We start from the raw sequence: 18,598 nt of genomic DNA, 5'->3' as shown, positions 1-18,598 counted from the left end.
GGGTGAGTTGGCCCGGGTGAGTCCGCCTGGGCTACATTGCAGCAGCAATCCGCTTGCTCGAAACTCCCGAGCAACCCATTGAGCGCCCCGGCCTCATTATGCTGGCCGCATCACCCGGCGCCGTCTTGACGCGCTCGACCTCCAGGCCCCTGAGACGCAGGCAGCGGAAGCCGTTGCGCTCCCAGGAGGAGATCTTCATCCGGGTTCGCGCGTGGTTGTTGAAGAAGACGAGCTTGAGACAGAAGGGGGGGCCTTGGGGGGAGTTCGGCTGCCGTTTCAAAGTTCAGCCGCGCTGACAGGCGGGCCAGAACTTATGGCTCATTCGGTCGTTACCGCTTGATTATTGCCAGTGGCTCGAAGGGACTGCCTGCAAATCCAGAACTATCTGCGGCATGGCAAGTCGTATTTTTTGTCGGAGTATCCTGTTTGCTGTCTGGTGCCCTCCTATATGGAAATAACTTCTAAAGAGGTAATGAGCCATGATGAGAGTATATAAAACCCTTATTGCCAGTGTCTTGCTTTTTGGACTCAGCGCTGTATACGCCGCTGATACTATGGATGCGGATGACTTTGTCGACGAAGCCTCAGCGAAGGGAGTCGCGGAAATCGAGAGCGGCAAGCTTGCCTTGGAAAAGAGTACCTCAGCGGATATCAAGGCCTTTGCCCAGCAGATGATCGAAGAGCACACCGCAACAAACCGGCAGCTGGCACAGATTGCCACGACCAAGAACTTGGAAGTGGCCGACGAGGCCGAACTGATGAGCAAGGCCAAGAGATGGATTCTACAATTGCGGGACGGCGAATCTTTCGATGAAGCTTATGCCAATAATCAGGTTGCGTCACATGAGAACACGATCGAGTTGTTCCGCGATGCCGCGCAGAAATTGGAGGATCCGGAGCTCAAGGCGTTTGCCAGCAAAACTTTGCCGAAGTTGGAGCAGCATTGGGAAAAAGCCAAGCAACTGGCGAAAACCCACAAGAAGGGCGGCTACTAAGTAAGCACAGTTCGTATTCTTGGCAATCGCGATAGCTGTCGGAGGGCTTGTCGGGCTTGCCGTGCCTCAAGCTTTCAGGTGCAGTTCGCGGCTGTCAATAGGCAATAGCCGACCTTGCTCAAAGCGCAACGTTCCTGTTTGGCATTGATTCGGCGCGAGGATCATGGGAAAGGGATAATTGGTAAAGGGGAGGCCGTTAAATTGGCCTCGCCAAACAGACCAACTCCTGCCTCCCAGCTGTCAGCATGCGTCCTGTCGAGCGTGCTGCCTTCCGACCAGGCGGCATTGTTGCCAGCGCGTCGAGAACACTCGTATGCCCAGCCTTGCCCTCGGGGCTGGTTAGCTTCCGCGCCACGGTCGCTGTCACCAGGCTCCCTGACCTGGGGCACCATAAGTATCTATAGCGCTTCGCTGTGTTCGCAGCGGTTTCGCTGCCCATTCCCCGCCGATTGGCATCCTGTCAGCCCTCAGTGCGTTGGTCCGAGCGAAATGCAGCACTTGGGGACAGACGGCTGCCAAGCCATGCTTTCCTGCAAAATCCGGTACTTGCAATGCCATCGGTCGGCGTTCCGGCTCGAAGCGCGCGGCGCCCCATGTGCCCGAGTTGCTGCGCATACTGGGAGATATGCCATCTTTTTCTTGGAAGATTCATTCTTCCTCCGGGTGGCGCAGCCTTTCCTGGCCGCCAATGCAGCGAGTGTCCGAGCGCCATGCAAGGGCAACGTTACCGAGCGTTTGCAACTACGCTGAAGGCCTGGCCTTAGCACGATGAAAACAAACGAGGAGAGAATGAAACCATCGACAGAACTCACCGGCCGTATCCTCTTGGTGGATAATGAGCCGGCGATCCTGCGAACTTTCCGCTCTTGCCTCGAGGACCGTGGCTACAGCGTGACGAGCGCCAGCAGCGGGGCGCAGGCAGAGGCGCTGCTGCAACATCAGGTCTTCGATTTGTGCTTTCTCGATCTGCGTCTGGGCGAGGAGAACGGCCTGAAGGTGCTGCAGCGATTGCGCAGCCAGGCGCCCTGGATGCGCGTGGTGATCGTTGCTGCCCTGAGTGCCGTGGATATTGCGGTCGACGCCATAAAGGCTGGTGCGGCGGACTATCTGGTCAAGCCGTGCAGTCCTGACCAGCTGTGTCTGGCCGCGGCCAAGCAGTTGGAGTTCGGCCAGCTGGCGACACGCCTGAAGGCACTGGAAGGTGAGTTGCGCCAATCCAAGGAAGTCTTCGGCTCGGACAATCCGGTGATGATGGCGGTACTGGAAACCGCCCGACAGGTGGCTGACACCGATGCCAACATCCTCATTCTCGGTGAATCGGGTACCGGCAAGGGCGAGCTGGCGCGCGCCATCCACGGCTGGAGCCGGCGGGCGAAGAAAGCCTTCGTGACCGTCAACTGCCCATCGCTGTCCGCCGAGTTGATGGAAAGCGAAATGTTCGGGCACAACCGCGGCGCTTTCACCGGGGCCACGGAAAGCACCCTGGGTCGGGTCAATCAGGCCGATGGCGGCAGCCTGTTTCTCGACGAGATCGGCGATTTCCCGTTGTCCCTGCAGCCCAAGCTGCTGCGCTTCATTCAGGATAAGGAATATGAGCGAATCGGCGATCCCGTGACGCGCCAGGCCGATGTGCGCATCCTTGCCGCCACCAACCTCGACCTGGAAGCCATGGTGCACACCGGGCGCTTTCGCGAAGACCTGCTCTACCGGCTCAACGTCATCACCCTGCACCTGCCGCCGCTACGCGAGCGTCCCGAGGATATCCTCGCGCTGGCCGAGCGCTTTCTGCCTCTCTTCGTCAAGAACTACAGCCGCCCGGCGCGCGGCTTCAGCGAGAGGGCGCAGGCGGCCCTGCTGGGCTATCACTGGCCGGGCAATATTCGAGAACTGCGCAATGTGGTCGAGCGTGCCAGCATCATCTGCCCGCAGGAGCTGATCGAGACGAACCATCTCGGTCTTGGCGAGCAGCCTGGCAGCAGCGTGCCGCGGGTGGGCATGCCGCTCCGCCTGGAGGAGCTGGAGAAGGCCCATATCGCCGCCGTGCTGGCGACCAGCGAGACCCTCGAGCAAGCCGCCAAGACGCTCGGCATCGACGCCTCGACGCTGTACCGCAAACGCAAGCAGTACGGCTTGTGAAAATGCGCAGAACGTTCTTTTTCGACAGCTCGGCGCTCACCGAGCCGGCGCCCCTGACCCGCGCTTCGGCTTGAGGGCCGAAGCGCTGTGTCCATTCAAGGAAACCTCTCAGCGCGCCTTCGAGCAGGTGCGCAGCGAATTCGTCCTGCGTGCCTCCCATGAGCTGCGTACACTGATTACCAGCATGCACATGGCTTTCAGCCTGCTGCGCGAGTGCCTGCATTTCCCCCCGGAAACGCGGGAGCATGAGTTTTTGCACACCCTTGATCGGCAGATGTGCCGTCTGGTCCGCCTGATCGACGATCTGTTGGATTTCTCCCGCTACCCGAGCGGCCAGCAGACGCTGGAGCTGCGACCGTGCGACATCGGTGGGCTGCTCGGCAATGCCCTGCAGCATACCCCCGTCGGCGGCTGGGTCCATCTGCAGGCCAGTTGGGGCGAAAAAGGGGGGGATCCTTGCTGTCGAGGATAACGGCGAAGGCATCCTCTTCAGCGAACAGGCCCGTATCTGTGAGCCCTTCGTGCAGGTTGGCCGCAAGCCGGGGGCGTCGGACTCGGCCTGGCACTGTGCAAGGAAATCGCCCAGCTGCATGGCGGGCACCTCGGCGTGTGTTTCCTGCTTGGCCAGGGAACCCGCTTCCATGTGGTGTTTCCGCTTGCCCTCTTCGAGGGCAGAGGAACGCTGACGCGGATATTGAGCGATCATTGCCGGATATGCTTCGTGGACAATGACCGCCACTGGCGCAGGTGGTGAAAAATAAAAGGTGAGAGCATCGCTCGAATATAAATTGAGGTTGTCGCTCTCACCTCAGGGTTTCAGAGACTAATGACGCTCTTTGCCAGATTGTCCGCCATGGCTATGTTGGCCACCTTTGCGGCCGGCTTCGGAGGCTTTCTCACGGTCGTTGGCAAAGTTTCCGCCACTGTTATGACCGCCCTTTCGACCAGCTTCGGAGGCTTTCTGGCGGTCATTCGCAAAGTTGCCGGGGTTGGTATTTCTGGTCATGTTTTTTCTCCATAAAGGCTGAAAAAAGCAGGTTTTATTCACCCTGCATGAATACTGAAACCACCCTTCTGCAAGAGTTCCTGAATTTTCATTGCAGCGTTGCACAGCGGACAAACGGTACAAAATCCGGAAAATGGAAATTCCACTCGCCTGTAATAGCCAACCCCAGCTACTACACTAGGGATGTTGTTTAGTGGCGCGATTGTTTTCGGCCTGCCTGCGAACCAGCATGGAATTAGGGAATACGGAATGGGGAGCGGTGCCATGCCTTGGCTTCTGGTTTTGCATATTGTGTTTTTGCTGATCTGGTGCGGGGCCCTGTTCTACCTCCCGGCGCTGATCGCCAGCAGCACTGGCAATAATTTCGAAGTTTCCTCCCGTGAGCATGTCCTGCTGACCCGGCAGCTGTTCAACTTGCTGGCGACCCCGGCGGCGCTCTTCACCATTGCCAGTGGCACATTGCTTTTTCTGCTGCAGGGCATGTTCGGCGCCTGGCTGATTCTCAAGCTGACGGCCGTGGCGGTCATGGTGATCTGTCATGCCCTGTACGGTGCGCTGATCCTGCGCCTGGAGCGCGAGCCGCAGAGCGCCGTGACCTCCGCCTGCATCGCCCTGGCGGTAGCGTCCGCGCTGGCCGCGCTCTGCGTTGTCTGGCTCGTCCTGGCCAAGCCCGTCTGAGGAGGTCCTGCAGTGGCGGATTGTGGCCTTTTTTCAGCTTTCCACATCGACCCCCACCGCATGTTCGTACACCAGGCGGCCGCCCAGCCAACCGGTCAGTCCGATCAGCAGCGCGGTCAGTACGGAAAGGTACAACCCCCAGGGAAAGATGTGCTCTGCGACCAGGTAGCGCTGCAGCCAGTTCAGCGAGGCCAGCGAGAGCATCATCACGGCGAGGATGGCATGGCACCAGCCCGTTACCAGATGGCGAATCCGGCGCACGGTGAACAAGTCGATGATGCCGGCGCTGCTGGCGATCCAGCCGCCGAAGGCGCCGACCCCGGCCAGCCACAGGCTGGCACGGGCCCAGAAGGCGTCGCCGCTCAGCAGATAGCCGAGATCGCTGGCGACCAGCCCGAACAGGGCGGCGACCGGAAAGTGGATCATCATCGGATGCAGGGGATGGCCGCCCAGGGCGGCGCGGCTGTGGATGGTCTGCTCGGGCATCGAAATCTCCTTGGGGAGAGGCAGCGGCAGAAGGCCGGCTATGGGCATCTGACCGCTGTCGGCCTGGCAATGCTCCTGGCCGGCTGTCACGGGCCGCAGTCCACGCTCGATCCGGCCGGGCCTGCGGCGCAGGCGGCGGCCTGGCTGTGGTGGGGCATGTTGGCCTGCTTCAGCCTGGTGCTGCTGCTGGTCGTGGCCCTGTGGCTGCTGGCCCTGTATCGGTCGCCTCGCCATTACACGCCCGAGCAAGCCCGGCGCCTGGGTCGGCGCTGGATCCTCGCCGGCGGCGTGCTGCTGCCGGGGTTCAGCATCCTGGTACTGCTGGCTTTCGGCATTCCCCTGGGCCTGCGCATGCTGCCCCTGCCAGTGAGCGGCGCAGCGCCGTTGCGGATCGAGGTGACCGGGCATCAATGGTGGTGGGAGATACGCTATCCGGAGACCGGCGTGGTCACCGCCAATCAGCTGATACTGCCGGTCGGACGTCCGGTGGACGTTGAAGTCACCAGCGCCGACGTGATCCATGCCTTCTGGGTGCCGCGCTTAGGCGGCAAGCTGGACATGCTGCCCGGGCGGCGATTGACGGTGCGCCTGCAGGCCGACCGGGGGGGCAGCTACCGCGGCCAGTGCGCGGAGTTCTGCGGTGCCCAGCATGCGCACATGGTGCTGGCGGTCGAGGCCCTGGAGACAGAGGCCTTCGAGGCCTGGCAGGCGGCCCGCCAGACGGCCCCGTCGATAACCCGGGAGCATGCCGCGGCGGTGGACGCCTTCCGCCCCTATTGCGGCGAATGCCATCGGGTGGCCGGGGTAAGCAGTGGCAGCCGGGCGCCGGATCTCACCGATGTCGGCGCCCGGCCCAGCCTCGGTGCCGGCACCCTGGCTATGGAGGAGGGCGCCATGCGCCGCTGGCTGCATGAGCACCGCCAACTGAAGCCGCACAACGGCATGCCCCGCCACGATCGTCTGCCTGCGGCGACCCTCGATGCCATTGCCGCCTGGCTGGAGACCCTCGCCCCATGAACGATAGTCACGTCCAGAGCCCCGAGCGGCTGCACCAGGACTTCCATGCTGTGTGGGGCAATCCCCGGGGCTGGCGGGCGCTCTCCATCGTCAACCACACCAGCATCGGTCTGCGCTTCATGGCGACGGGGACGCTGTTTTTCCTCATCGGCGGGCTGCTGGCAATGCTGCTGCGCGCCCAGCTGGCGCGCCCGGAGCTAGCGCTGCTCGATCATCAGACCTACAACCAGCTGTTCACTATGCACGGCTCGGTGATGATGTTTCTCTTCGCCGTGCCGATGATCGAGGGGCTGGCCATCTACCTGATTCCGAAGATGATCGGCGCCCGCGACCTGGTCTTCCCGCGGCTCAGCGCCCTGAGTTACTGGTGCTACCTGTTCGGCGGCAGCATCCTGGTGTCCAGCCTGGCCTTCGGCCTGGCGCCGAACAGCGGCTGGTTCATGTACACGCCGCTCAGCAGCGCCGCCCACTCTCCGGGAGTGAACTCGGATTTCTGGCTGCTCGCCATCACCTTCGTGGAAATTTCCTCATTGGCCGGCGGCATCGAGCTGGTGGTGTCGATCCTGCGCAGCCGTGCCCCCGGCATGAGCCTCGACAAGATGCCGCTGTTCGCCTGGTACATGCTGGTGACGGCGCTGATGATCGTGTTCGGCTTCCCGCCGCTGATCCTCGGCAGCATCCTCCTGGAACTGGAGCGCGCCGCGGGCTTCGCCTTCTTCGACGTCGCCCGCGGCGGCGATCCCTTGCTCTGGCAGCACCTGTTCTGGTTGTTCGGCCACCCCGAGGTTTACATTATTTTCCTGCCGGCGGCGGGCATCGTCAGCACGCTGCTGCCGGTGTTCGCCCGCCGCCCGACCGTGGGCTACCGCTGGGTGGTGCTGGCGGTGATCGGCACCGGCTTCCTCAGCTTCGGCCTGTGGGTGCACCACATGTTCACCGTGGGCATTCCGTTGCTGGGGCAGGCCTTCTTCTCCGCGGCCAGCATGCTGGTGGCAGTGCCCACCGGCATCCAGGTGTTCTCCTGGCTGGCTACCCTGTGGACCGGTCGGCCGCTGTTCAACGTGCCGATGCTCTGGCTGGTCGGCTTCCTGGTGATCTTCGTCGCCGGCGGCCTGACCGGGGTGATGCTGGCCCTGGTGCCCTTCGACTGGCAGGTGCACGACAGTCATTTCGTAGTGGCGCACATGCATTACGTGCTGGTCGGTGGCATGCTGTTCCCGCTGATCGCCGGGCTCTACTACTGGCTGCCGCACTTTTCCGGGCGCCTGCCGTCCGAGCGCCTGGGCCACTGGGGCTTCTGGCTGACCTTCCTGGGCTTCAACGCGACCTTCCTGGTGATGCACTGGACTGGCCTGCTCGGCATGCCGCGGCGGGTCTACACCTACCAGGCGGGCCTCGGCTGGGACCTGCCCAACCTGATCTCCTCGATGGGCAGTTTCGTGATGGCCATGGGCGTGGCCATGGTGCTGCTGGACATCGGCCTGCATTTCCGCTTCGGTCGCCGCGCCGCCGACAATCCCTGGCAGGCCGACACCCTGGAGTGGGCCACCGCGCTGCCCCCGGCTGCCTACAACTTCGTCAGCCTGCCGGCCTGCGCGACGCGCCATCCGCTGTGGGAGAATCCGGCCCTCGGGCAGAGCATCGCCGAAGGTCGCCACGGGCTGTCCACCATCGACCACGGCCGCCGCGAGACCTGGGGCAGCGACCCGCTGACCGGGCAGGTACGGGAAATCATCCACCTGCCGGGCAACAGCTGGCTGCCGCTGTACAGCGCCATGGTCCTGACCGTGGTCTGCCTGGCCCTGCTGAGTGGCGCCTATGCCTTGGCCGGAGTTGCGGCGCTGGCGACCCTGGCGATCCTGCTGCGCTGGTCCTGGATCAATGGCGCGCATCCGCTGGCCGCGCCGGATGCGCGCACCCAGCCGGGCGACCCGCCGCTGCATTCGCGGACTTTCGACGGCCCCGGCCTGTGGGGTATGGGCATCACCCTGCTGGCCAACGGCGTGCTGTTCTTCTCGCTGATCTTCGCCTGGTTCTACCTGTGGACCGTGGCGCCTGCCTGGCAGCCGCCAGCGCGCTCGCCGCTGCCCTGGCTGCCGCTGCTGCTCGACGGCGTACTGCTCGGCGGCATCGTGCTGGGCTTTCAGCTGCTGGTGCGGCGCCTGCGTCGGGGAAGCTTCCGTCAGTTGGAAGGGGGGCTCTGGACGCTCGCCGGGCTGGGTCTGCTGCAGGCTGCGGGGCTTGCCTGGATTCTCTTTTCGACGCCGCTGGCGCCCACCGCCAGCGCCCATGACGCGCTGATTGCCATAACCCTTGGCTACCTGTTGCTGCACTGCACTCTGGCGCCGCTGTTCACCGCGCTGCAGGCCTGGCGGGTACGCCTGGGGCTGGTCGGCGAGCGGGCGCCCTATGAGCCGGCGGTAGTCGCCCAGTGGTGGGACTACTGCCTGCTGACTTTCTGGGTGGCTTACTTCGCCCTGGTGCTGTTTCCCGCCGGGCGGGGGATCGGCGGATGAGGCCGGGGCATCCACTGCAGCTGGCGCTTGGACTGATTGTCTGGAGCCTGTGGCTGATCGCCGTGTACGGCGGGTTGTCGCTGGGCTGCGTACTGGCCCGGCCGGGCGCCGGGCTGGGGCCGGCCACCTGGCTCAACGGCCTGCTCGGCGGCTTCAGCCTGCTCACCGCGGCCTGGCTGTTCGGCTGCGCCTGGCGGCTGTGGCGGATGCAGCCGCCCGCGCTGGCGGCGCGGCGCTTTGTGGTCCGGGTCGGCGTCTGGGTCTATCTCCTGGCAGCGTTGGCCACGCTGTTCGTCGGCCTGCCGATTCTGGCGTTGCCGCCATGCCTCTGATCGGATGCCTGCTGCTGCTGCTGCTGCTGCTGCTGCTGCTGCTGCTGCTGCCGAGCGGGGCGCAGGCCCATGGGCTGTTCGGCGAAGGGGTCGGCCACTTGCTGGGCGAGCGGCTGCCGGTGCTGCTTGGTGCCGGGCTGCTGGGCGCCGCCTGGCTTGCCTACGAGGGGGGCTGCCGGCGCCGGTCGGCACCGCTCCGCCAGCGTGGGCTGCTGCATGCGAGCTTCCTGCTCGCCGCTCTGAGCCTGTTCGGCCCCCTCGATGAGGCTGCCGAAGCCAGCGCCGCCCTGCACATGTTGCAGCACATGCTGCTGATGCTGGTCATCGCCCCGCTGGCCGTGCTGGCCCGTCCACTGCCGCAATGGCGCAGCCTGTTCGGCCCGCGCCTGGATGGCCTCTGGCATGGCCCGCTGCGCCTGGCCCGGCGGCCGCTGGCGTGCGCGGTACTGCACGGCGCGCTGATCTGGGTCTGGCATGCTCCAGGGCCCTATCGGCTGGCACTGGAGAATCTCTGGTGGCACTTCTTCGAGCATGCTTGCTTCCTGTTCAGCGCCTGGCTGTTCTGGTGGTCGGTGCTGCGTGCAGGATCGCGCAACCAGGGGCACGCATTGCTTGCCCTGCTGCTGACCAGTATGCATACCGGCCTGCTCGGTGCCCTGCTGACCTTCGCCCAGGTTCCGCTCTACCGCGCCGCCAGCGATCTGGGCGACCAGCAGCTGGCCGGCCTGCTCATGTGGGTGCCGGGCGGCCTGATCTACCTGCTCGCCGCCCTCTGGTGCGGGCAGCGCTGGTGGCATCGATTGCTGCGCAGAAGCCGAGGCATGCCGGCGGCAGGCCCGCGGCAATGACCGGCAGGGGGCCCCGCCCGGCTGGCTCAGTCCGCCGGCCGGTCGCGCAGGAAGACCAGGCGGTCGGGCGTGGAGTGGCTGGCGGAAAAGCGATAGCCCTGGTCGTCGAAGTCCTTGAGGCCCTCTGGATCGCGCAGGCGCTCCTTGATCACGTAGCGGGCCATGCGGCCACGGGCCTGCTTGGCATAGACGCTGACGATCTTGTACTGGCCGTTCTTCAGGTCGCGGAATTCGGTGTCGATGACCCGCCCCTGCAGGACCGGGCGCTTGACCGCCGAGAAGTACTCGTTGGAGGCCAGGTTGAGCAGGAGGTCGTCGCCCTGTTCGGCCAGTGCCTGGTTCAGCCAGAGGCTGATGCGCTCGCCCCAGAAGGCGTAGAGATCCTTGCCGCGGGCGTTGGCCAGCCTGGTGCCCATTTCCAGACGGTAGGGCTGCATCAGGTCGAGTGGGCGCAGCACGCCGTAGAGGCCGGAGAGCATGCGCAGGTGCACCTGGGCGAAGTCGAAGTCGGCGTCGTTGAAGACTTCGGCGTTCAGGCCAGTATAGACGTCGCCCTTGAAGGCGAGCAGGGCCTGTTTGGCGTTGTCCGGGGTGAAGTCGGGCGTCCACTCGGCGTAGCGCGCGGCGTTGAGGCCGGCGAGCTTGTCGGACAGACTCATCAGTTCGGCGATCGCCGGCGGGGCCAGCTCGCGCAGCCGGACCATGAGTTCGGCTGCGTGGTCCAGGTACTGGGGCAGGGTATGGCGGGGGGTGGCCGGGGGGGACTGGTAGTCGAGGGTCTTGGCCGGGGAAATCACCATCAGCATCGTTGCTCTCCTTCGGATCTGCGGCGATTCTAGCGCCGACGGCCCTCCTTTGACCCGGCCCGCGCCTCACGTTTTCCCGGAGCGATGCGATGATTGAATGCAATCACGAACACTGGCAGTCTTCCCACGACTATCGTCCGCTGGAGGCGGGCAGCGAACGCCAGGCCTGGCAGGTCGCAGCCTTGACCGGGGTCACCATGCTGGTGGAGATCGCCGCCGGCTACGCGTTCAACTCCATGGCGCTGCTGGCCGACGGCTGGCACATGGCCTCGCACATGGTGGCGATCGGCCTGGCCGCTGTGGCCTACCTGCTCGCCCGGCGCTATGTGCAGGACCCGCGCTTCGCCTTCGGCACCTGGAAGATCGAGGTGCTGGCCGGTTTCGCCAGTGCGCTGGTGCTGGTGCTGGTGGCGCTCCTGATGCTCGGTGAGTCGCTCTGGCGGCTCTGGCAGCCCCGCGAGATCGCCTTCGACCTGGCGCTGTGGGTGGCGGTGATCGGACTGGCGGTCAACCTGCTGTCCGCCTGGCTGCTGCGCGACCGGCATGAGCATGGCCACCATCAACACAGGCATGGCCATGTCCATGCCGATCACGATCACGATCACGGCCCTGCCCATGGCGGCCGCGATCTCAATCGCCATGCGGCCTACCTGCACGTGATGACCGACGCGCTGACCTCGGTGGCGGCCATCGTCGCGCTGCTGGGCGGCAAGCTCTTCGGCTGGAACTGGCTGGACCCGCTGATGGGCATCGTCGGCGCGCTGGTCATCGGCCTCTGGGCCAGGGGGCTGTTGGTCGAGACTGGCAAGGTGCTGCTCGATCGGGAGATGGACAGCCCGCTGGTGGAGCGGGTGCGTGCCACCCTGGAGCGCGAGCCGGATACCGAGGTGGCCGACCTGCACCTGTGGCGCGTTGGCCGTGCCCAGTACGCCTGCATCCTCAGTGTGGTGACCCACGGCGAGGACACCGCGGACCGCTACAAGGCCTGCCTGACGGGCATCGCCGGGCTGGTGCACGTGACTGTGGAGGTGAACCGCTGCGGGGTACGCCAGCCGGTTGGCCGGGAGTGAATCCTTTCACTGTAGCGGCCCCCGGCAGGGCCGCCAAGGTTATTCTGCAATGGGATAAAAAAAGCTTAACAGGTGCTGAAAAGTACTTTTTTCTGTCATCCGTTTTGCTGTATCAACAAAGCCAGACCGCCTGACAGACCAAGGAAAACGCTTTGTGCATCATAAGAGTTGCCACGGTCTGTCGAACGCGCGCACGCCCGGCGGCCCCGGCCGGCGGCGAGCCCGGCTTCTCCCGCCCGGCGCCGGAGAGGATGGTGGTTTCCCGCGGCGGAGCGCTGTATCCGGCATTCCGTCGCCTGCCCCCGGCCAGAGAAAGGTGACCGATTATGGATGACCACGGATGCGCCCACCCCACCCAGTCGACCCTCTACGTCCTCGACACCAACATCCTGATCCACGATCCCAACGCCTTGATGAATTTCCAGGAACACCACGTCGGCATCCCGATGACGGTGCTCGAGGAGTTGGACAAGCTGAAGGCCGGCAAGCACACCGTGGCCGCCGAATGCCGCCAGGCGATCCGACTGATCGATCAGGTGCTCGGTGAGGCGACGCCCGAGGAGGTCGAGCAGGGCGTGCCCATCCAGCGCGGCAAGAGCGGCCCCTGCGGCTGGCTATCGATCCTCATGAGCCGCTGCGTCGAGGCTGATACTCGCCTGCCGGACAACGACAGCAACGACAACCGCATCATCAACCTGGTGGTGGATCTGAAGAGGCGCCGGCCGGAGGTGCCGGTGGTGCTGGTCACCAAGGACATCAACATGCGCCTGAAGGCGCGCGCCTGCGGGGTGGCGGCCGAGGACTACCACACCGATCAGCTGATCGATGATGTCAGCCTGCTGTCGCGCGGCTACCACAGCCTGAGCGGCTCCTTCTGGGACCGGGTGAGCAAGGTGGAGACCCGCCAGGACCATGGCCGCGCCTGGCACCGGGTGCAGCTCACCGACAACCTGCCGTCGCTGCACCTCAACGAGTTCATCCTCGACGAGCAAGGCTTCGTCGGCTGGGTCAAGGGCATCAAGGGCGACGAGTTGCTGATCCTCGACCTGCATCAGGAGCCCCTGCTGCACCAGGAGGCCTGGGGGCTGCGGCCGCGCGACATCTACCAGGCCCTGGCGCTGTTCGCCCTGCTCGAGCCGGACATTCACCTGGTCAACCTGACCGGCGCCGCCGGCTCCGGCAAGACCATCCTCGCCCTGGCCGCGGCCATCGAGCAGACCATGGTCAACAAGCGCTACCGGCGGATCATCGCCACCCGCAGCGTGCAGGGGCTGGACGAGGACATCGGCTTCCTGCCCGGCACCGAGGCGGAGAAGATGGAGCCCTGGCTCGGCGCCATTACCGACAACCTGGAAGCGCTGCATATGGACGACGAAAACACCCACGGCAGCGTCGACTACATCCTGCAGAAGGTGCCCCTGCAGTTCAAATCGCTGAACTACATCCGCGGGCGCAGCTTCCAGCAGAGCCTGATCCTCATTGACGAGTGCCAGAACCTCACCCCACACCAGATGAAGACCATCATCACCCGCGCCGGCAGCGGCTCCAAGGTGGTCTGTCTGGGCAACCTGGCGCAGATCGACACACCCTACCTCTCCGCCACCAGCTCCGGGCTGACCTACCTCACCGAGCGCTTCAAGGACTTCCGCCACGGCGTGCACATCACCCTGCAGGGAGTGCCGCGCTCGGCCCTGGCGGAGTACGCCGAGGCGAACATGTAGCGGCGCGACCGCGGGGTTGCCGTCGGCACCCCGCGGCCTGCCTGGCGGGCCGGCTGGGTATACAATTGGCCTCCTTTCGCGCCAGGAGCCGCTGTCATGCTCACCCATCTCGATTCCCAGGGCCATGCGCACATGGTCGACGTCACCGACAAGGCGAACACCGCCCGCGAGGCCGAGGCCGAAGCCTGGGTGCGCATGCTTCCGGAAACCCTGCGGCTGATCCAGCAGGGCGGCCATCCCAAGGGCGACGTGTTCGCCGTGGCGCGCATCGCCGGGATCATGGCGGCGAAGAAGACCCACGAGCTGATTCCGCTCTGCCATCCGCTGCTTTTGACCGGCATCAAGGTCGAGCTGGCGGCCGAGGGCGAGGACCGCGTGCGCATCACCGCCCGCTGCAAGCTGGCCGGGCAGACCGGCGTGGAGATGGAGGCCCTGACTGCGGCCAGCGTCGCCGCGCTGACCCTCTACGACATGTGCAAGGCGGTGGATCGCGGCATGCTCATCGAGCAGATCCGCCTGCTCGAAAAGCAGGGCGGCAAGAGCGGCCACTACCGGGCCGATTCCTGATTCCGACGGAGAGCAACATTCCCATGATTCACGTGCACTACTTCGCCCGCTACCGCGAGGCGCTGGGCGTCGATTCCGAGCAGCTCGGCTGGGACGAGGACTTCGCCCGCCTGGACGACCTGCGCCACCACCTGCTGGAGCGCGGCGGCGCCTGGGCGGTGCTCGGCGAGCGCAACCTGATGTGCGCCCGCAATCAGGAGCTCTGCGGCCTGGACGAGCCGCTGGCCGACGGCGACGAGGTCGCCTTCTTCCCTACCGTCACCGGAGGCTGAGATGGGCATTCGGGTGCAGGTCGACGCCTTCGATCCGGGGCGCGAACTCAACGCGCTGCATGCGGCCAACGTCGGGGTCGGTGCGGTGGTCGGCTTCGTCGGCTACGTGCGCGACTTCAACGAGGGGCGCGAGGTCGGCGGGATGTTCCTCGAGCACTACCCGGGGATGACCGAGAAGGCCCTGGCGAAGATCGCCGACGAGGCCGCGCAGCGCTGGCCGCTGCTCAGGGTGGAGATTCTTCATCGTATCGGCCGCCTGGAGCCGGGCGAGCCGATCGTCTTCGTCGGCTGCGCCAGCGCCCACCGGCAGGCGGCCTTCGACGCCTGCAACTTCGTCATGGACTACCTGAAGACCCGTGCGCCGTTCTGGAAGAAGGAGGATACTGGCGAAGGGCCGCGCTGGGTCGAAGGCCGCGACAGCGACCAGGCGGCGGTGCGGCGCTGGTAGGGTGGAGGCAACCCGCCAGACGTGGCAAGGGCCTGCACCGAAATCGGCGGGTTACACCCGCCCTACGTGGTCGCCCAGACTGGTAGGGTGGATGGCCGGAGCCATCCACCGCGGTGGACAAGCCTGCGGCGTTGTCCACCCTACGGGTTCGGTCAGGCTTCAGGAGCGGCGCGGCACCGGCTGGAGCAGTTCGGCGGGAGGGATCTCGCAGTCGATCTTGCGCCCCAGCAGCGCTTCGATCGGCGGCAGGGCGAAGGCGTCGTCCTCGCCGGCGAAGCTGATCGAGGTGCCGCTGCTCCCGGCCCGGCCGGTGCGGCCGATGCGGTGCACGTAGTCGTCTGGATCTTCCGGCAGGGTGTAGTTGATCACGTGGCTGACGCCCTCGACGTGGATGCCGCGGCCGGCCACGTCGGTGGCTACCAGCACGCGGATCTGCCCCTCGCGAAAACCTTCCAGGACCTTGATGCGCTTGTGCTGCGGCACGTCGCCGGACATCTGCGCGGCGCTGATGCCGTCGCGGGTCAGGCGTTCCTCGATGTGCCGCACCTCGTCCTTGCGGTTGGCGAACACCATCACCCGCTCCCAGTTGTTCTGCGCAATGAGGTTGTACAGCAGCTTGTACTTGTCGCTGCCGGCCACCGCGTAGACGTGCTGTTCGACGGTGTCGCTGGCAACGTGCTCCGGCTCGATCTCGACGATGGCCGGATCGACCGTCCACTGCTTGGCCAGGTTCATCACATCCTCGGTGAAGGTCGCCGAGAACAGCAGGGTCTGCCGCTCGCCCTTGTACGGAGTCTGGCGGATGATCTGTCGCACCTGGGGGATGAAGCCCATGTCGAGCATGCGGTCGGCCTCGTCCAGCACCATCACCTCGACCATGTCCAGATGCACCTCGCCGCGCTGGTTGAAGTCCAGCAGGCGGCCGGGGGTGGCCACCAGGATGTCGCAGAACTTCTCTTCCAGCTGCTTGAGCTGCTTGTCGAAGTCCATGCCGCCGACGAAGCTCATTACGTTGAGGCCGGTGTAGCGGGTCAGGGCTTGGGCGTCCTTGGCGATCTGCACCACCAGCTCGCGGGTCGGTGCGATGATCAGCGCGCGCGGCTCGCCCATGTAGCGCTCCTTGGGCGGCGGGGTCTGCAGCAGCTGGCTGATGATCGAGACCAGGAAGGCGGCAGTCTTGCCGGTGCCGGTCTGGGCGCGACCGATGGCATCCTGGCCCTTGAGGGTGTAGCCGAGTACCTGGGCCTGGATCGGCGTGCAGTAGGGGAAGCCGACGTCATGGATGGCATGCATCAGCCGCGGGTCGAGCGCGAAGTCGTGGAAGCGGGTCTTGCCCTCCACGGGTTCGACCACGAAGTCCTCCAGCTTCCATTCCGCTGCCGGCTTGCTCGGCGGCGGCTCGCGGCGCGGTCGATCGATCCGGGGTTTGCTGGCGGCCTTGCGCCCGCTGGCGGGCTTGTCGGCGAGGGCCTTTCTGCCGCCGGACTTGCCTTCGGAGCGGGGCGGCTTGGCTTTCTGCCGGGATGGCTTGGGTGGGATGGCGGGTGCGGCAGGGCGGGTGACGGGGGCTGGCGTGTCAATGGCAAGAGACGGCTGCGTCTGTTCGCCCATGCCTAGGAGTTTCTTGAGTGCCTTGAGCACGATTATCTCGTCGATGGATGAGGAATGAATTGTCGCCAGTGTAAAGCAAGAGGCCGGTTGGGCGAAGGGGTGCCGGTCTCGGGGCGCAACGGCGCGTCGGCTATTCCTCCTCCGGCAGGCTGGCGAGTAGCAGGCGGCGCACGTTGTCGCCCATGATTGCGGTGATCTGCGCCTCGTCGAAACCGGCGGCGAGCAGGCCCTCGGTCAGCAGCGGCAGACCGCTGGCATCGAACGGGGTGCGCACGGTGCCGTTGAAGTCCGAGCCCAGGGCCACGTGCTCGACGCCGATCAGATCGGTGGTGTAGCGGATCGCCCTGACGATGGCCGCCACCGAAGTGTCGCAGACGGCGATGTCCCAAAAGCCGATGCCGACCAGCCCGCCGTTGGCGGCGATGCGCCGCAGCTGCTCGTCGGACAGGTTGCGTGTGCCCGGGCAGGTGCCCTGCACGCCGGTATGGGAGACCAGCACGGGACGCCTGGCCATGGCCAGCACCTCGTCGATCACGGCGGGCGAGGCGTGCGCCAGGTCGATCAGCATGTGCTTGTCCTCCAGGCGCGCGACCACCTGGCGACCGAAGGGGCTGAGGCCGCCCTTTTCCAGGCCGTGGGCCGAGCCGCCCACCTCATTGTCGAAAAAGTGGGTGATTCCGGCGAGGCGAAAGCCCGCGTCGTAGAGGCGGTCAAGGTTCTCCAGGCGGCCTTCCAGCGGATGCAGGCCCTCGGCGGCGAGCACGGCGGCGACCTGCCCGCGGTCGCTCGCGCGGTGGGCGAGAAAGGTCTGCAGATCGGCCCGGCTGCGGATCGGCACCAGGCGTCCGCCGCTGCCGGCGGCGGCCTCGCGCAGCCGCTTGGCCTGGTACAGGGCGCGTTCGAGCAGGTTGTTCCAGGTCGCCGGCGGCCAGCGCTGGGCGATGGCCAGCAGGGTGATGTCGTCGCTGCCGGCGGCATTGCGCTCGGGGTTGAGCCCGCGCGGGCTCTTGGTCACGGTGGAGAACACCGTGAGGGCGACGTTCCCTTCGAGCAGGCGCGGCAGGTCGCTGTGGCCGTAGCGCGAGCGCGCGAGCAGGTCGCGGTTCCAGAGCAGGGCATCGTTGTGCAGGTCGGCGACGAACAGGCGCTCGTGCAACTGGCGCGCCGCCGCGCCGACCGGGTAGGGCGGCGGGCTGGCCACGCCGTTCAGGCGCCAGTCGGCCAAAGCCGGCAGGAAGAGGAGCCCGCCCAGACCGAGCAGGGCGAGCAGGAGCAGGACGAGCGGCAGTTTGCGCATGCGGTGGCGTCCGTGCGGGGCGAGGGGATCAGCGCGCCAGGCGTTCGGCCAGCCAGGCGCCGATGTCGTGGACCTCGTCGGCGATCACCTCGTGCCCCATTGGATACTCCCGCCATTCGACCGGCACGCCACGGGCGGCGAGCGCGTCGTGGGCGGCACGGCCGAGGGCCGGCGGCACCACCTCGTCGTGGCTGCCGTGCAGGTGCAGCACCGGCAGGTGGGTCCGCTCGGCGTCGAGCTCGAGCCTGGTGAAGGTCGGCGCATAGGTGGAAAGGGCCAGGACGCCGGCCAGCGGGCCCTGCCAGCGCAGGAAGGCGGTGTGCAGGACCACTGCGCCGCCTTGGGAGAAGCCGGCGAGGACGATCCGCGCCGGGTCGATGCCTGCCTCGCGCTGCGCCTCGACGAGTTCGATAGTGTGGCGCGCCGATTCCTCCAGCTGCGCCTCGTCGATGGCCCGGGAGCTCGGACTCATGGTGAGGATGTCGTACCAGCTGGGCATGCTCCAGCCGCCGTTGATGGTCACCGGGCGGCTCGGCGCCTGCGGCAGGACGAAGCGCACGCTGGCCAGGCGGCGCTGCAGGAAACGGGCGACCGGCTCGAAGTCATGGCGGTCGGCGCCGAGGCCGTGCAGCCAGATGACACAGGCATCGGCGACGGCCTGCGGTTCGAGGATCAGGGGTTCGGTCATGGTGGGCTCCGGGCTGTGGTCTGGCGCAAGGTTACACAACTTTGCCGCGGGGCTCTCCGCTTCCTGCCGCCTTCCTCGATTAGCGATCCGCCGGATATTCGCCT

At 65.8% G+C, this 18,598-nt stretch carries 18 protein-coding genes and 1 pseudogene; 13 read left to right on the top strand and 6 right to left on the bottom strand.

Annotation, left to right across the window (positions count from 1 at the left end):
* Positions 1 to 479 precede the first annotated feature (479 nt).
* From ACYVD0_RS16465 to ACYVD0_RS16455, 3 genes and pseudogenes are all read left to right on the top strand, one after another.
* Positions 480 to 995, top strand: coding sequence for a DUF4142 domain-containing protein (locus tag ACYVD0_RS16465; RefSeq protein ID WP_460427813.1), 516 nt, complete (start codon positions 480 to 482; stop codon positions 993 to 995).
* A gap of 789 nt (positions 996 to 1,784) precedes the next feature.
* Positions 1,785 to 3,131 (top strand): sigma-54-dependent transcriptional regulator, encoded by a 1,347-nt coding sequence (gene algB, locus ACYVD0_RS16460; RefSeq protein ID WP_460427812.1) that lies wholly within the window; start codon positions 1,785 to 1,787, stop codon positions 3,129 to 3,131.
* 103 nt (positions 3,132 to 3,234) lie between these two features.
* Positions 3,235 to 3,885 (top strand): annotated as a pseudogene (locus ACYVD0_RS16455) (sensor histidine kinase); the annotation flags it as partial.
* Between the two features lie 69 nt (positions 3,886 to 3,954).
* On the opposite strand, the gene ACYVD0_RS16450 reads toward ACYVD0_RS16455, so the two are convergent.
* A complete protein-coding gene (locus tag ACYVD0_RS16450; protein ID WP_460427811.1) occupies positions 3,955 to 4,137 on the bottom strand; it encodes a con-10 family general stress protein in 183 nt (60 codons plus the stop codon).
* Between the two features lie 264 nt (positions 4,138 to 4,401).
* Between ACYVD0_RS16450 and ACYVD0_RS16445 the strand changes: the two genes are divergently transcribed.
* Positions 4,402 to 4,815: a CopD family protein gene (locus ACYVD0_RS16445; protein WP_460427810.1), complete on the top strand. Its 414-nt coding sequence runs from the start codon at positions 4,402 to 4,404 to the stop codon at positions 4,813 to 4,815.
* A gap of 33 nt (positions 4,816 to 4,848) precedes the next feature.
* On the opposite strand, the gene ACYVD0_RS16440 is transcribed toward ACYVD0_RS16445, so the two are convergent.
* Positions 4,849 to 5,301 carry a DUF2231 domain-containing protein gene (locus tag ACYVD0_RS16440; RefSeq protein WP_460427809.1) on the bottom strand — a complete coding sequence of 151 codons (453 nt, stop codon included), beginning with the start codon at positions 5,299 to 5,301 and terminating at the stop codon, positions 4,849 to 4,851.
* Between the two features lie 69 nt (positions 5,302 to 5,370).
* Here ACYVD0_RS16440 and coxB point away from each other — a divergent pair, with 69 nt between their 5' ends.
* Genes coxB through ACYVD0_RS16420 form a run of 4 tightly spaced genes read left to right on the top strand, consistent with a single transcriptional unit; the run spans position 5,371 to position 10,014 of the window.
* Complete coding sequence (gene coxB / locus ACYVD0_RS16435; RefSeq protein WP_460427911.1) at positions 5,371 to 6,318, top strand: cytochrome c oxidase subunit II; 948 nt, start codon at positions 5,371 to 5,373, stop codon at positions 6,316 to 6,318.
* Entirely contained in the window at positions 6,315 to 8,834 is a 2,520-nt protein-coding gene (gene ctaD / locus ACYVD0_RS16430; RefSeq protein WP_460427808.1) for a cytochrome c oxidase subunit I, read from the top strand. The genes coxB and ctaD overlap by 4 nt, the downstream gene beginning before the upstream one ends.
* Positions 8,831 to 9,166, top strand: coding sequence for a hypothetical protein (locus ACYVD0_RS16425; protein ID WP_460427807.1), 336 nt, complete (start codon positions 8,831 to 8,833; stop codon positions 9,164 to 9,166). Before ctaD ends, ACYVD0_RS16425 begins: the two co-directional genes overlap by 4 nt.
* The gene (locus ACYVD0_RS16420) at positions 9,157 to 10,014 is read left to right on the top strand and encodes a cytochrome c oxidase assembly protein (protein ID WP_460427806.1); all 858 of its coding nucleotides are present in this window, start codon (positions 9,157 to 9,159) and stop codon (positions 10,012 to 10,014) included. The genes ACYVD0_RS16425 and ACYVD0_RS16420 overlap by 10 nt, the downstream gene beginning before the upstream one ends.
* A 26-nt stretch (positions 10,015 to 10,040) precedes the next feature.
* Here ACYVD0_RS16420 and yaaA read toward each other — a convergent pair whose 3' ends face one another.
* Positions 10,041 to 10,820 (bottom strand): YaaA family protein, encoded by a 780-nt coding sequence (yaaA, locus tag ACYVD0_RS16415; RefSeq protein WP_460427805.1) that lies wholly within the window; start codon positions 10,818 to 10,820, stop codon positions 10,041 to 10,043.
* Positions 10,821 to 10,909: 89 nt separating this feature from the next.
* Here yaaA and dmeF point away from each other — a divergent pair, with 89 nt between their 5' ends.
* The 5 genes from dmeF to moaE all read left to right on the top strand — a co-directional run bounded on the left by dmeF (position 10,910) and on the right by moaE (position 14,898).
* Complete coding sequence (dmeF, locus tag ACYVD0_RS16410; RefSeq protein WP_460427804.1) at positions 10,910 to 11,890, top strand: cation diffusion facilitator family transporter; 981 nt, start codon at positions 10,910 to 10,912, stop codon at positions 11,888 to 11,890.
* Between the two features lie 326 nt (positions 11,891 to 12,216).
* Entirely contained in the window at positions 12,217 to 13,611 is a 1,395-nt protein-coding gene (locus ACYVD0_RS16405) for a PhoH family protein (RefSeq protein WP_460427803.1), read from the top strand.
* 96 nt (positions 13,612 to 13,707) lie between these two features.
* Positions 13,708 to 14,178 (top strand): cyclic pyranopterin monophosphate synthase MoaC, encoded by a 471-nt coding sequence (moaC, locus tag ACYVD0_RS16400; protein ID WP_460427802.1) that lies wholly within the window; start codon positions 13,708 to 13,710, stop codon positions 14,176 to 14,178.
* 23 nt (positions 14,179 to 14,201) lie between these two features.
* Positions 14,202 to 14,450: a MoaD/ThiS family protein gene (locus ACYVD0_RS16395; RefSeq protein ID WP_460427801.1), complete on the top strand. Its 249-nt coding sequence runs from the start codon at positions 14,202 to 14,204 to the stop codon at positions 14,448 to 14,450.
* A gap of 1 nt (position 14,451) precedes the next feature.
* On the top strand, positions 14,452 to 14,898 hold the full coding sequence (gene moaE, locus ACYVD0_RS16390; RefSeq protein WP_460427800.1) for a molybdenum cofactor biosynthesis protein MoaE: 447 nt from the start codon (positions 14,452 to 14,454) through the stop codon (positions 14,896 to 14,898).
* Between the two features lie 159 nt (positions 14,899 to 15,057).
* On the opposite strand, the gene rhlB is transcribed toward moaE, so the two are convergent.
* The 3 genes from rhlB to ACYVD0_RS16375 all read right to left on the bottom strand — a co-directional run bounded on the left by rhlB (position 15,058) and on the right by ACYVD0_RS16375 (position 18,494).
* The gene (gene rhlB, locus ACYVD0_RS16385) at positions 15,058 to 16,539 is read right to left on the bottom strand and encodes an ATP-dependent RNA helicase RhlB (protein WP_460427799.1); all 1,482 of its coding nucleotides are present in this window, start codon (positions 16,537 to 16,539) and stop codon (positions 15,058 to 15,060) included.
* Positions 16,540 to 16,639: 100 nt separating this feature from the next.
* Positions 16,640 to 17,806 (bottom strand): dipeptidase, encoded by a 1,167-nt coding sequence (locus tag ACYVD0_RS16380; RefSeq protein WP_460427798.1) that lies wholly within the window; start codon positions 17,804 to 17,806, stop codon positions 16,640 to 16,642.
* Between the two features lie 28 nt (positions 17,807 to 17,834).
* Positions 17,835 to 18,494, bottom strand: a complete 660-nt coding sequence (locus ACYVD0_RS16375; protein WP_460427797.1) for an alpha/beta hydrolase — start codon at positions 18,492 to 18,494, stop codon at positions 17,835 to 17,837.
* Between the last annotated feature and the right edge of the window lie 104 nt (positions 18,495 to 18,598).

This window comes from Azotobacter armeniacus (assembly GCF_054779355.1).
Note: the sequence above shows the minus strand (reverse complement) of the source record. Positions and strands in the feature narration are given on the sequence as shown.

What these genes read in the sequence shown, in the direction of transcription:
- ACYVD0_RS16465 (WP_460427813.1), top strand. Translation starts at nt 480, where the DNA reads ATGATGAGAGTATATAAAACCCTTATTGCCAGTGTCTTGCTTTTTGGA.
- algB (WP_460427812.1), top strand. Translation starts at nt 1,785, where the DNA reads ATGAAACCATCGACAGAACTCACCGGCCGTATCCTCTTGGTGGATAAT.
- ACYVD0_RS16450 (WP_460427811.1), bottom strand. Translation starts at nt 4,137, where the DNA reads ATGACCAGAAATACCAACCCCGGCAACTTTGCGAATGACCGCCAGAAA.
- ACYVD0_RS16445 (WP_460427810.1), top strand. Translation starts at nt 4,402, where the DNA reads ATGCCTTGGCTTCTGGTTTTGCATATTGTGTTTTTGCTGATCTGGTGC.
- ACYVD0_RS16440 (WP_460427809.1), bottom strand. Translation starts at nt 5,301, where the DNA reads ATGCCCGAGCAGACCATCCACAGCCGCGCCGCCCTGGGCGGCCATCCC.
- coxB (WP_460427911.1), top strand. Translation starts at nt 5,371, where the DNA reads ATGCTCCTGGCCGGCTGTCACGGGCCGCAGTCCACGCTCGATCCGGCC.
- ctaD (WP_460427808.1), top strand. Translation starts at nt 6,315, where the DNA reads ATGAACGATAGTCACGTCCAGAGCCCCGAGCGGCTGCACCAGGACTTC.
- ACYVD0_RS16425 (WP_460427807.1), top strand. Translation starts at nt 8,831, where the DNA reads ATGAGGCCGGGGCATCCACTGCAGCTGGCGCTTGGACTGATTGTCTGG.
- ACYVD0_RS16420 (WP_460427806.1), top strand. Translation starts at nt 9,157, where the DNA reads ATGCCTCTGATCGGATGCCTGCTGCTGCTGCTGCTGCTGCTGCTGCTG.
- yaaA (WP_460427805.1), bottom strand. Translation starts at nt 10,820, where the DNA reads ATGCTGATGGTGATTTCCCCGGCCAAGACCCTCGACTACCAGTCCCCC.
- dmeF (WP_460427804.1), top strand. Translation starts at nt 10,910, where the DNA reads ATGATTGAATGCAATCACGAACACTGGCAGTCTTCCCACGACTATCGT.
- ACYVD0_RS16405 (WP_460427803.1), top strand. Translation starts at nt 12,217, where the DNA reads ATGGATGACCACGGATGCGCCCACCCCACCCAGTCGACCCTCTACGTC.
- moaC (WP_460427802.1), top strand. Translation starts at nt 13,708, where the DNA reads ATGCTCACCCATCTCGATTCCCAGGGCCATGCGCACATGGTCGACGTC.
- ACYVD0_RS16395 (WP_460427801.1), top strand. Translation starts at nt 14,202, where the DNA reads ATGATTCACGTGCACTACTTCGCCCGCTACCGCGAGGCGCTGGGCGTC.
- moaE (WP_460427800.1), top strand. Translation starts at nt 14,452, where the DNA reads ATGGGCATTCGGGTGCAGGTCGACGCCTTCGATCCGGGGCGCGAACTC.
- ACYVD0_RS16380 (WP_460427798.1), bottom strand. Translation starts at nt 17,806, where the DNA reads ATGCGCAAACTGCCGCTCGTCCTGCTCCTGCTCGCCCTGCTCGGTCTG.
- ACYVD0_RS16375 (WP_460427797.1), bottom strand. Translation starts at nt 18,494, where the DNA reads ATGACCGAACCCCTGATCCTCGAACCGCAGGCCGTCGCCGATGCCTGT.